We start from the raw sequence: 12,491 nt of genomic DNA, 5'->3' as shown, positions 1-12,491 counted from the left end.
AGGCTCGATCCGGCGGGATGGGCCGGGTTGCGGCATCCAGTTTCTAATGCATAATAAAAACATGCTTTGCGGCGAGGACGCCGCATCCGACCCGGAGGTATCGGCGATGGCGCTGAAGAGAGACATCTACGACGAAGACCACGAGCAGTTCCGCGAGGTCGTGCAGGCGTTCGTGGAGCAGCACGCGCGGCCGAACGCCGACCGCTGGAGTGCGGAGGGCAAGGTCGACCGCTGGCTCTTCACGAAGGCCGCGGAGGCCGGCATCCTCGGCTTCGCGATCCCGGAGGAGTACGGGGGCGGCGGCGCGGACGACTTCCGCTTCCACGCGATCATGGGCGAGGAGCTCGCGCGCAACCCGGTGTCGGACGGCATGGCCTGCATCGCGCTGTCGAACGACATCGTCATCCCGTACTTCACCGACCTGACGAACGACGAGCAGAAGCAGCGGTGGCTCCCGGGCATCGCGGCCGGCGAGCTCATCGTGGCGATCGCCATGACCGAGCCGGGCACCGGCAGCGACCTCTCGGGCATCCGCTCGTCGGCCGTGCGCGACGGCGACGACTACATCGTCAACGGCACCAAGATCTTCATCTCCAACGGGCAGAACGCCGACCTCGTCGTCACCGCCGTGCGCACGAGCGAAGACCCCCATCGAGGCCTCAGCCTGCTCGTGGTCGAGACCGACGCCCCGGGCTTCTCGCGGGGCCGCAACCTGGAGAAGATCGGCCTGCACGCGCAGGACACCAGCGAGCTGGTCTTCCAAGACGTGCGGGTGCCGGCGGCCAACCTGCTCGGCGCGGAGGGCGACGGCTTCTTCGGGCTCATGCGCAACCTTCCGCAGGAGCGCCTCTCGATCGCCGCGGCGGCCGTCGCCGCGAGCGAGGGCGTCCTCGAGCGCACGCTCACGTACGTGAAGGACCGCAAGGCGTTCGGGAAGCCGATCGGGTCGTTCCAGAACACCCGGTTCGAGCTGGCCGACATGGTGACCGCCACCGATGTCAGCCGCGCCTACATCGACCGGTGCATCGGGATCCACTCGGCCGGCGAACTGTCGGCCGAGGACGCCGCGGCCGCCAAGTTCTGGACCACCGAGCAGTACGTGCAGATCGTGAACCGCTGCCTGCAGCTGCACGGCGGCTACGGCTACATGCGCGAGTACCGCATCGCGCGCGACTACGAGGACGCGCGCATCACGACCATCTACGGCGGCACGACCGAGATCATGAAAGAGATCGTCGGTCGCAGCCTCGGACTGTGAGGAGAGGCCACATGGCTGACGCATACATCTACGACGCCGTGCGGACGCCGCGCGGCAAGAACCGCGGCGGTGCGCTGCACGGCACCAAGCCGGTCGACCTCGTGGTCGGGCTCATCGGCGCGATCCTCGAGCGCAACCCGGGCGTCGACCCCGCGCTCATCGACGACATCGTGCTCGGCGTCGTCTCGCCGATCGGCGAGCAGGGCGGCGACATCGCCCGCACCGCCGCCCTCGTCGCGGGCCTGCCCGAGACGGTCGCCGGCGTGCAGCTGAACCGGTTCTGCGCGTCGGGCCTCGAAGCCGTCAACACGGCGGCCCAGAAGGTGGCCTCGGGCTTCGAGGACCTCGTGCTCGCGGGAGGCGTCGAGTCGATGTCGCGCGTGCCGATCGGCTCGGACGGCGGCGCCTACGCGCAGGACCCCACGACGAATTACGACCTCTACTTCGTGCCGCAGGGCATCGGCGCCGACCTCATCGCGACGATCGAGGGCTTCTCGCGCGACGACGTCGACGCGTACGCCGCCGAGTCGCAGCGCCGCGCCGACACTGCGTGGAGCGAGGGCCGGTTCGCCGGGTCGGTCGTTCCGGTGCGCGACCAGAACGGCGTGACGCTCCTCGACACCGACGAGCACCGCCGGCCCGACACCTCGGGCCTCGGCGGCCTGCCCGCGGCCTTCGCCGCGCTCGGCGAGAACGCGGGCTTCGACGCCGTCGCGACGCAGAAGTACCACGCGGTCGAGCGCATCGACCACGTCCACACCGCGGGCAACTCGTCGGGCATCGTCGACGGCGCCGCGCTCATGCTCATCGGCAGCAAGGAGGTGGGCGAGCGCCTCGGCCTCACGCCGCGCGCCCGCATCGTCTCGACGGCCGTCACGGGCTCCGAGCCGACCATCATGCTGACGGGCCCGACACCCGCGACGCAGAAGGCGCTCGCGAAGGCCGGGCTCGCGGCATCCGACATCGACCTGTTCGAGCTGAACGAGGCCTTCGCCGCCGTCGTCATGAAGTGGATGAAGGACCTCGACATCCCGCACGACAAGGTCAACGTCAACGGCGGCGCCATCGCCCTCGGCCACCCGCTCGGCGCGACCGGCGCGATGATCCTCGGCACGCTGCTCGACGAGCTCGAGCGCCGCGACCAGAAGCGGGGCCTCGCCACGCTGTGCGTCGGCGCCGGGATGGGCATCGCCACCGTCATCGAGCGGGTCTGAGACCCCGCACTCGTGCCGAGCGAGGCACGAGTCGAAGTATCCGTCTCCACCGATTCCGAGAAGAGAACACCTATGAGCACCACGATCGACGACACGACCGTGTACCAGGGCTACGCGTGGGAGCAGGATGCCGACGGCGACGTCGTCATCACGCTCGATGATCCCGACAGCACCGTCAACACCATGAACCCGCACTTCGTCGCCGCCCTCACGGCGACGGCCGACCGGCTGGAGGCGGAGCGCGACAGCATCCGCGGCGTCATCCTGGTCTCGGCGAAGAAGAGCTGGTTCGCCGGCGGCGACCTGAACCTGCTGCGCGCCGCCGACCCGGCGAAGGCGGCGGAGGAGACCGCCCACATCGACGCCGTGAAGGCCGACATGCGTCGCCTCGAGCTGCTCGGCAAGCCCGTCGTCGCGGCCATGAACGGCACCGCGCTCGGGGGCGGCCTGGAGGTGGCGCTGGCGGCGCACCACCGCATCGCGGCCGACGTGCGCGGCGCGCAGTTCGGCGTGCCCGAGGTGTCGCTCGGCCTGCTGCCGGGCGGCGGCGGCATCACCCGCCTGGTGCGCATGCTCGGGCTGCAGAAGGCGCTGACCGACGTCATCCTGCCGGCCACGAAGTTCTCGCCCGAGGACGCGCTGGCCGTCGGCATCGTCGACGAGCTGGTCGCGTCGCCGGATGAGCTGGTGGATGCCGCGAAGGCGTGGATCGCCGCCCACGCGGCGCCCGTCAAGCCCTGGGACGAGAAGGGCTTCCGCATCCCGGGCGGTGCGCCGAACTCGCCGTCGCTGGCCGGCGCGCTGCCCGCGTTCCCCGCGACCCTGCGAAAGCAGCTCAAGGGCGCCCCGCTGCCCGCGCCCCGCGCCGCGATGGCCGCGGCCGTCGAGGGCGCGTACGTCGACTTCGAGACAGCCTCGAAGATCGAGACCAGGTATCTCGTCGAACTCACGCACGGCCAGGTCGCGAAGAACATGATCAAGGCGTTCTTCTTCGATCTCGGGCACATCAACGCCGGCGGATCGCGGCCCGCGGGCTTCCCGAAGTACCGGTCGAAGAAGGTCGGCGTGATCGGGGCCGGCATGATGGGCGCGGCGATCGCCTACGTGTCGGCGAAGGCGGGCATCGAGGTGGTGCTCAAGGACGTCACCATCGAGGCGGCCGAGAAGGGCAAGGACTACGCGCGGGCCCTCGAAGACAAGGCGCTCGCGCGCGGCCGCACGACGGCCCTGAAGTCGGCGGAGCTGCTGGCGCGGATCACGCCGACCGCCGATCCCGCCGACTTCGCGGGCGTCGACTTCGTGATCGAGGCGGTCTTCGAGTCGGTGCCGGTGAAGCAGGGGGTGTTCCAAGAGATCCAGGATGTCGTCGAGCCCGACGCCGTGCTCGGGTCGAACACCTCGACGCTGCCGATCACGCTGCTGGCCGAAGGGGTGGAGCGCACCGACGACTTCATCGGCATCCACTTCTTCTCCCCCGTCGACAAGATGCCGCTCGTCGAGATCGTGCGGGGTGAGCGCACGAGCGACGAGGTGCTCGCCAAGACGTTCGACTACGTGCAGCAGATCCGCAAGACGCCGATCGTCGTCAACGACGCGCGCGGCTTCTTCACCTCGCGCGTCATCGGCACGTTCATCGCCGAGGCGGTCGCGGCCGTGGGCGAGGGCGTCGAGCCGGCCTCGGTCGAGCAGGCGGCGCTGCAGGCCGGCTACCCGGCCGGCGCACTGCAGCTGCTGGACGAGCTGACGATCTCGCTCACGCAGAGGATCCGGCTCGAGACGCGCGCCGCCTCCGAAGCCTCCGGAGAAGCATGGGTCGAGCACCCGTCCGAGGCCGTCGTGGACTGGATGGTCGACGACGCGCAGCGCATCGGCCGCCGCGAGCGGGCGGGCTTCTACGACTACGACGAGGCGGGCAAGCGCGTCGGCATCTGGCCGGGGCTTCGGGAGAAGTACGGCTCGGGGCGCACCGTGCTCCCCTTCGAAGACCTGCAGGAGCGGATGCTGTTCGCCGAGGCTCTCGACACCATCGCGTGCCTCGACGCCGGGGTGCTGACCTCGGTGCCCGACGCGAACATCGGCTCGATCTACGGCATCGGCTTCCCGGCCTGGACCGGCGGCGTGCTGCAGTACGTGAACCAGTACGACGGCGGCCTGCCGGGCTTCATCGCGCGTTCTCGACAGCTGGCGGAGCGCTATGGAGATCGATTCCTGCCGCCGGCGTCGCTCCTGGCGAAGGCGGAGGCGGGTGAGACCTATGAGTGACACGGCCACCCGGTCGTTGAGCGAGGAGCGCAGCGACGAGACGAAACGCACGCGCCTGCGCACGCGGTTCACCGAGGCGCTCGGCATCGAGCACCCGGTGGTGCAGGGCGGCATGATGTGGGTCGGCCGCGCCGAGCTCGCCGCCGCAGTGTCGGAGGCGGGCGGCCTCGGCATGATCACGGCCCTCACCCAGCCGACACCCGCCGACCTCGTGAAGGAGATCGAGCGCGCCCGGACGCTCACCGACAAGCCGTTCGGGGTGAACCTCACGATCCTGCCGTCGATCAGCCCGCCCCCGTACGACGAGTACCGGCGCGCGATCATCGACTCCGGCGTGACGATCGTCGAGACCGCGGGCGCGAACCCCGAGCCGCACATGGATATGTTCCGCGACCACGGGGTGCGGGTGATCCACAAGTGCACCTCGGTCCGTCACGCGCTCAAGGCCGAGAAGGTCGGCGTGACCGCGGTGTCGATCGACGGCTTCGAGTGCGCCGGGCACCCCGGCGAGGACGATGTGCCGGGACTCGTGCTGATCCCGGCGGCGGCCGATGCCCTCGGCATCCCGTTCATCGCCTCCGGCGGCTTCGCCGACGGCCGCGGCCTCGCGGCGGCGCTGGTGCTGGGCGCGGACGGCGTGAACATGGGCTCGCGATTCATGTGCACGGTCGAGTCGCCGGTGTCGCAGGCGGTCAAGGAGCGCATCGTCGAGGCGACCGAGCTCGACACGAACCTCATCTTCCGGTCGCTGCGCAACACCGCGCGCGTGGCGAAGAACTCCGTCTCGGACGAGGTCGTGCGCATCCTCGCCGACGGCGGCCAGTTCCCCGACGTGCGCGAGCTCGTCGCCGGCGCTCGCGGCCGCAAGGTGTTCGAGAACGGCGACCTCGAGGCCGGCATCTGGACCGTCGGCCAGGTGCAGGGGCTCATCCGCGACATCCCGCCCGCCGGGGAGGTCGTGCGTCGCACCGTGGCGCAGGCGCACGAGGTTCTGTCGGAGCGCCTGTCGCTCTTCGCCTGACGCGTTTCCGGTGGCGGATGCCTCGCCCCCCGGCATCCGCCACCTCCTCCCACTGCCCGCCGCGACCCGCGACCCCCCGCGCCGGTCGCGGCGGGCGCTCCGCGCGCGGGCGCCGCGCGTCCGGCGGGCGCCGGGTGCCGGGTGGTCGGCGAGAATCGGAGATCGGGCGGGGATCGGGAGGATGCCGCGCAATCGGCCGATTCCCGCCGGATCTCCGCGTTTCACCCCTTGGGAAGCCCTCGCCGTCTCCTCCACAGCCCGGGGATCACGAGCAGGATCCACAGATGCGGCGGACGCCGCGAGTCTGCGACCCGTCGACCCGCAGACTCGCATCGTGAACGGTGCAGCCGCGGTCCTGCGCTCCTTGGGCGGCATCGCGCGCACGCGCACGCTGGAGTCGTTCGGCATCAGAGAGCACGCTCGGTCCCGGCTGGTGTCAGAGGGGGTGTTCGAGCGGGTCGGACGCAATTGGATCTCGCTGCCGGGAACCGACCCGGAGTTGCGCGCGGCGGCCGCTGCGAGCGCGGTCCTGACCTGCATCACGCAGGCCCGGCGGCTCGGGTTGTGGCAGGTCGCCGAATCGGTCCCGCATCTTGCGCTGGCCACGAACGGCAGGCGGCGCATCGAACGGGCACACCTGCACTGGGCGACGCCCGCCGTGCCGCGGCATCCGGATTCCCTTGTGGACCCGATCGAGAACGTCCTCGTGCTCGTCGCACAGTGCCAGTCGCATGACGCCGCCCTTGCGATCTGGGAATCGGCGCTGCGGCGCGAAGCGGTGAGGAAGGAGGCCTTAGAGAGACTGAAGCTGCCACCTGCGGCCAGGAGGCTCTGTGCCGAAGCGAGCGTCTGGTCGGATTCCGGGCTCGAATCGCCCGTCATCCCGCGGTTGCGCTGGTTGCGGCTGCCGATCCGGCAGCAGATCTGGATCGCCCGCCACCGCGTGGATTTCCTCATCGGCGACCGCCTCGTCTTGCAGGTGGACGGCGGCACGCACGTCGGCCCGCAGCGCGAGGAGGACATCCGACACGACGCCGAGCTCACCCTTCTGGGCTACCACGTGATCCGGGTCGGCAACGGCCAGATCACGCAACGCTGGCACGAGGTGCAGGACCTGATCATGCGGGCGGTCGCGCAGGGGCTCCATCGGGCGCGGTGAGAAACGGACATCCGGCGAAAATCGGAGACTTGTCTCTGAACCGGCCGATTCTCGCCGGATCTCCGATTCCGGCGGGCTGACGTCGGCAGGCGAGCGGATGCCGCGGGCGCGGGTCAGGCGCCGGCGCCGTGGCGGACGAGGTCCTGGGTCTGGCGGACGAGCTCGTCGAGGCTGCGGGTGCGGGGGTTCCACCACTCCACCGCCCAGTTCATCGAGCCCAGCAGCAGCAGCCGGAAGATGTTGATGTCGAGATCGGCGCGCAGCTGGCCGGCGTCCTGCGCCGCGTGGAAGAGGTCGCGCCAGATGCGGCTGTACGCCGCCTCTTCCGCCGCCGGGCGGACGCGCAGATGCTCGGGCACCTGGCCCGCGTTGCGCACCGAGGCCGTCGTGTAGTCGGAGATCTGCAGCTCGTAGCGCAGGTGCGCGTCGACTGCGGCGAGGATGCGGTCGAGCGCGGACGCCTGGTCGGGCATCGCGGCGATCACCTCCTCGACGTGCACGCGCACGCGGTGGGCGCCCGCCCACATCACCTCCTCGACGAGGTCGTCGCGCGAGCCGAAGTAGTAGTAGATCGCCGGGGCCTGCACGCCGGCGACGTCGGCGACGTCCGTCAGGCGTGTGCCGGCGTAGCCTTTGCGGCTGAGCACCTGCGCGGCGGCATCGAGGATGCGCTGCCGCGTGCGCTGCGACTTCAGCGTCGCGCCGTCCTCGCCGCTCTGCGACACCCGTGCCCCTTTCGATTCCTCACATTCTAACTGGGATTCGAAAATATCCGCCCGAACTCTTGTCAGCGCCCGCACGCCGGGTTACTGTGAATCACCATTCACTTCGGCCCCTCAACGACGAGATCTCGGCGACGAGATGGAAAAGGCCTGCCATGACCCTGCGCCAAGACGACAGCAGCACGTCCGTCCTGACCACCACCGACCCGCGCGACGGCTCGACCATCGCCTCCTACCCGGTCGCCTCGTCCGACGAGGTGCGGCGCACCGTCGAGGTCGCCCGCGAGGCGGCCGAATGGTGGGCGGGCATCGGCTTCGCCGGCCGGCGTCGGGTGCTGACGGCCTTCAAGGCGGCCATCGCGCGCGACGCGAAGGCGCTCGCCACGACCATCGCCCGCGAGACCGGCAAGCCCGAGGGCGACGCCCTGCTCGAGGTGATGCTCACGGTCGGCCACCTGGACTGGGCCGCGAAGAACGCCGAGCACGTGCTCAAGCGTCGCAAGGTCAAGGCCGGGCTCGTGAACTACAACCAGCACGCGACGCTCGGGTACGTGCCGTACGGCGTGGTCGGCGTCATCGGGCCGTGGAACTACCCGTTCTACACGCCGATGGGCTCGATCTCGTACGCCCTGGCGGCCGGCAACGCCATCGTCTTCAAGCCGAGCGAACTCACGCCCGGCACCGCGGTGTGGGTCGCCGAGAAATGGCGCGAGGCCTGCGACCGCCCGGTGCTGCAGGTCATCACGGGCGACCGCGGCACCGGTGCCGACCTCGTGCGCGCCGGGGTGGACAAGATCGCCTTCACCGGCTCGACGGCGAGCGCGAAGAAGGTCATGGCGGCCTGCGCCGAGACGCTCACACCGCTCGTGGCGGAGTGCGGCGGCAAGGACGCGCTGATCGTCGCGGCGGATGCCGACCTCGAGGCGGCCGCCGACTTCATCGCTTTCGGCGCTCTCGGCAATGCCGGTCAGACATGCGTCGGCGTCGAGCGCGTCTACGTCGAGCGGCGCGTGCGCGATGCGCTCGTCGACAAAGTGGTGGACCGCGCCAAGCGCATCGTCGTGACCGGCGACAAGCCGACCTACGGCCCTATGACGCTCGCGACCCAGACCGACGTCGTCGCGGCCCATGTCGACGACGCCCTCGCTCGCGGCGGCAAGGCCGTCTTCGGCGGACCGGAGTCGATCGCCGACCGGACCGTGTCGCCCATCGTGCTGGTGGATGTGCCGGAGGATTCCGAGGCTGTGCAGCGCGAGACGTTCGGCCCGACCGTGGTGATCAACGCGGTCGCCGATCTCGACGAGGCGGTCGCCCGCGCCAACGCCACCGACTACGGTCTCGGCGCGGCCGTGTTCACCAAGGACTCGAAGAAGGGCGAGCGCATCGCCGCGCAGCTGCGAGCCGGAGTGGTCACGATCAACTCCGTGCTGGGCTTCGCCGCCATCGGTGCGCTGCCCTTCGGCGGCGTGAAGGGTTCGGGCTTCGGCCGGATCCACGGCGCCGACGGACTTCGCGAGTTCAGCGTTCCGAAGTCCATCGCGCGTCAGACCCGCAAGGCCGCGCTCAACCTGCTGACGCTCGAGCGCTCCGCGCGCGACATGCACATGGTGGAGCGCATGATCCCGATGCTCCACGGCAAGGCCAAGTAGCTCCACTGGCGGCGCCGGTCCGCTCGCCCGAGCCGACCGCCGATCCGCGAGAGTACACCTGGTCGCCGAGAGGTAGGGAACCACCCCGCATCTCGGCGACCACCTGTTCTCTCACCAAGAAACTGGGCTCCGCACGCCCCGGCCCGAGCCCGAGCCCGAACGCGAGCGACGCGAGGGTCAGTCCGCGAGGCCGAGCACGATCTCGACGAGCCGTGCGAGCCGCTCGGCCGCAGCGGTGTCGCGCACCGGCAGCAGCGGCGTCTGGTCGGCGACGACGCCGAGCCCCGCGTGCACCAGCACCGCGGCCTCGCGCCCGCTGAGCTCGGGACGCACGGCCTGCAGCAGTGCGGTCCAGTCCGCGATGTGTGCACGCTGCACGGCACGGAGGCGCCGCTGCTCTTCGGACGCGAGGTTGCCGATCTCCGAGAAGTAGATGCGCATCAGCGCCAGGTGCGAGAACGTGTGGTCGACGTAGGCGCGGCCGAGGCGCCGGAGCGCATCCTCCGGCGAATCGGCCGACTCGCGGGCGTGCAGCGCCGCACGCTCGAGTTCGACGGCAGCCCGATCGCATGCCGCCAGCAGCAGCGCCGACTTGCCGTCGAAGTGGCGGTAGACGCCGGAGGGCGTCAGGTCCACCTCGGCCGCGATGTCCTCGATCGTCACCTCGTTGTAGCCGCGCGCGGCGAACTGCCGGATCGCGGCGTCGATCAGCCGGGCCCGGCGGCCCCGATCGGACGCCGGCTCGTCGTCGGCGACGACGGCGGGTGCGGCATCCGCCTGGATCGTCTCGGTGGCGGCAGGAAGCGTGCCGTCGAGCGCGCGCCATGCGGCGTCGGCGAGCAGCGTGCGCAGCGCCTTGGCGCCGACGACCGTACGGTGCGCAGTGATGCTCGCGACGACGCTCAGCGCACCGAGCACCAGCAGGCGGCGGTCGGTGTCGTCGACGTCGGGCCGGTACACGGCGTGGGCGGTCTCGAACCGCCCGCGCAGGGTCCGGAACTCGGCCGTCAGCAGCTCGCGGTCGGCGGGTTCGAGATACCGGCCCTCCCAGCGGTAGATCCCTCCGGTCGCCCGCAGTTCGACGGTCGTCGCGATCACGGCGTCGACGAGCGCATCGAGTGCGTGCCTGGCTTCCGCCACGGTCCCGAGGGGCAGGGCCGCCGCCTCGTCCGTGTCCTCGATGAGGCGGTGCGCGATCCCGAACGCCGTCTGCACGAACAGGGCGTACTTGTTCGGGAAGTGCCGGTAGAGGGCGGGCGCCGAGATGCCCACCGCGGCGGCGATGTCCTGCATGCCGACGGCGTGGTAGCCGTGCTGTGCGAAGGCGAGCGCGGCGGCCTCCTCGATGTGCCGCTTGCGATCCCGCGGCCGCGTGCGGGCGGCGGCGGACGGCACGGCGACGGGCATGCGCGACAGCCTACTCGCGCTCAGCCGTCGGCGGCCCGCGACGCGACCACCGGTTCACTTGCGACCGGACGGCGGATGTGAATTGCGATTAACAAAACTCGTGACATCCGGCTCGTCTCCTGCCATACTCGACACCAGCCACCGATGCCGCAGGGACGCGGCATCGCGACGAAGACGTTGACGAGAGGCAACCCGATGACCGACTCCGCCCCCACTGCGATCCCCGCCGCCGCGCGGCGCAACCACTGGATGAACCAGGTCGCCACGCATGCGGTGATGAAGCCGGATGCCGCGGCCTTCCGCTTCCTCGGAGCCACGACCACGTGGGCCCAGACGCGCGACCAGATGGACGCGTTCGCCGCCGCGCTCGCGCGGCGCGGCGTCGCCGCCGGCGACCGGGTGCTGCTGCTCACCCTCAACCGGCCCGAGGTCGTCATCTCGGTCTTCGGCATCAACCGGATCGGGGCGATCGCGGTGCCGATCAACGTGCGCCTCACCCCGCCCGAGATCGCCTACATCGTCGACGACGCCGACGCCGAGGTGCTCATCGTCGAAGCGCCGCTCGCGCCGCTCGTCGGCGCCGTGGCGCAGCTCACCGATCGCGTGAAGCGCGTCATCGTGATCGGCGACGCTTCGACGGGCTCAGCGACCGGGAGCGCCGAGGGCCACGAGTCGTGGACCGACCTCGTCGCGGAGGACGCCGGGAACTTCGAAGCACCCGACGTGCCCGAAGACACCACCGCGCTCATCATGTACACGTCGGGAACGACCGGACGCCCGAAGGGCGCGATGCTCGACCACGTCAACCTGTACGCGCAGTCCATCACCTGCATCCGTGCGAACAACGTGGTCGACGAGAGCGACATCTCGTTCATGACGGCGCCGCTCTTCCACATCGCCGGACTCGGGTCGATCGCGCCGAACTTCATCATCGGCATCCCGACGGTGATCCACCCGCTCGGCGCGTTCAACGCCACCGAGCTCCTCGACGCGTGGGAGCGCGAGAAGGCGACGATCGTCTTCAACGTGCCGCAGCAGTGGCAGGTGATCTGCGCCGACCCCTCGATCCCGGAGCGGGACCTGCACCTGCGCATCATCAGCTGGGGCGCCGCTCCCGCGTCCGACACCCTGCTGCACGCGATGGCCGACACCTTCCCCCACGCGACCAACGTCGCCGTGTTCGGTCAGACCGAGCTCTCGCCGATCACGTGCGTGCTGCGCGGCGAGGACTCGCTGCGCAAGCTCGGCTCGGTCGGCAAGCCGATCCCGACGATCCAGTACCGCGTCGTGGATGACGAGATGAAGGATGTCGCACCCGGCGACGTCGGCGAGATCGTCTACCGCGGACCCACCCTGATGAAGGGCTACTGGCGCAAGCCGGCCGAGACCGCCGAGGCGTTCGAGGGCGGGTGGTTCCACTCCGGCGACCTCGTCCGCCAGGACGAGGAGGGCTTCGTGTGGGTGGTCGACCGCAAGAAGGACATGATCATCTCGGGCGGCGAGAACATCTACTGCGCCGAGGTCGAGAACGTGCTCTTCGCCCACCCCAAGATCGTCGAGGCCGCCATCTACGGTCGCGCCGACGAGCGCTGGGGCGAGGTGCCGGTCGCGGCGGTGGCACTCGCGCCGGGTGAGGAGCTCTCGATCGAGGAGCTGCAGGGGTGGCTCGCCGACAAGCTCGCCCGCTTCAAGCAGCCGAAGGCGCTCGTCGTCGTGCCGGCACTTCCTCGCAACGCCGCGGGCAAGGTCAACAAGGTCGCGCTGCGCGCGGCCGATCGCGAACTGACGCCGGCCTAACC

The 12,491-nt window shown here is 70.4% G+C and carries 9 protein-coding genes; 7 read left to right on the top strand and 2 right to left on the bottom strand.

The genetic code is table 11. The features are described 5' to 3' along the window. The first annotated feature begins 106 nt into the window (after positions 1–106). The 5 genes from IM770_RS13260 (at position 107) to IM770_RS13240 (ending at position 6,914) form a co-directional block, all read left to right on the top strand. The gene (locus IM770_RS13260; RefSeq protein WP_239066170.1) at positions 107–1,258 is read left to right on the top strand and encodes an acyl-CoA dehydrogenase family protein; all 1,152 of its coding nucleotides are present in this window, start codon (positions 107–109) and stop codon (positions 1,256–1,258) included. An 11-nt stretch (positions 1,259–1,269) separates the two neighbouring features. Beyond that, a complete protein-coding gene (locus IM770_RS13255; RefSeq protein ID WP_203581612.1) occupies positions 1,270–2,472 on the top strand; it encodes an acetyl-CoA C-acetyltransferase in 1,203 nt (400 codons plus the stop codon). A 72-nt stretch (positions 2,473–2,544) separates the two neighbouring features. Next, positions 2,545–4,734, top strand: a complete 2,190-nt coding sequence (locus tag IM770_RS13250) for a 3-hydroxyacyl-CoA dehydrogenase NAD-binding domain-containing protein (RefSeq protein WP_203581611.1) — start codon at positions 2,545–2,547, stop codon at positions 4,732–4,734. Next, entirely contained in the window at positions 4,727–5,755 is a 1,029-nt protein-coding gene (locus IM770_RS13245) for an NAD(P)H-dependent flavin oxidoreductase (protein ID WP_203581610.1), read from the top strand. The genes IM770_RS13250 and IM770_RS13245 overlap by 8 nt, the downstream gene beginning before the upstream one ends. Before the next feature lie 334 nt (positions 5,756–6,089). Beyond that, on the top strand, positions 6,090–6,914 hold the full coding sequence (locus IM770_RS13240; protein ID WP_307785460.1) for an endonuclease domain-containing protein: 825 nt from the start codon (positions 6,090–6,092) through the stop codon (positions 6,912–6,914). Positions 6,915–7,027: 113 nt separating this feature from the next. On the opposite strand, the gene IM770_RS13235 is transcribed toward IM770_RS13240, so the two are convergent. Further along, the gene (locus IM770_RS13235; RefSeq protein ID WP_203581608.1) at positions 7,028–7,639 is read right to left on the bottom strand and encodes a TetR/AcrR family transcriptional regulator; all 612 of its coding nucleotides are present in this window, start codon (positions 7,637–7,639) and stop codon (positions 7,028–7,030) included. 152 nt (positions 7,640–7,791) lie between these two features. Here IM770_RS13235 and IM770_RS13230 point away from each other — a divergent pair, with 152 nt between their 5' ends. After that, on the top strand, positions 7,792–9,285 hold the full coding sequence (locus IM770_RS13230; RefSeq protein WP_203581607.1) for an aldehyde dehydrogenase family protein: 1,494 nt from the start codon (positions 7,792–7,794) through the stop codon (positions 9,283–9,285). Positions 9,286–9,462: 177 nt separating this feature from the next. Here the strand turns inward: IM770_RS13230 and IM770_RS13225 are convergent, their stop codons facing one another. Next, positions 9,463–10,692 (bottom strand): TetR/AcrR family transcriptional regulator, encoded by a 1,230-nt coding sequence (locus IM770_RS13225; RefSeq protein WP_203581606.1) that lies wholly within the window; start codon positions 10,690–10,692, stop codon positions 9,463–9,465. Positions 10,693–10,887: 195 nt separating this feature from the next. On the opposite strand from IM770_RS13225, the gene fadD5 reads away from it, so the two are divergent. Next, a complete protein-coding gene (fadD5, locus tag IM770_RS13220) occupies positions 10,888–12,489 on the top strand; it encodes a fatty-acid--CoA ligase FadD5 (protein ID WP_203581605.1) in 1,602 nt (533 codons plus the stop codon). Positions 12,490–12,491: the final 2 nt, after the last annotated feature.

The organism is Microbacterium hibisci (assembly GCF_015278255.1).
Taxonomy (GTDB): domain Bacteria; phylum Actinomycetota; class Actinomycetes; order Actinomycetales; family Microbacteriaceae; genus Microbacterium; species Microbacterium hibisci.
This window is presented reverse-complemented; position numbering and strand designations above follow the sequence as displayed.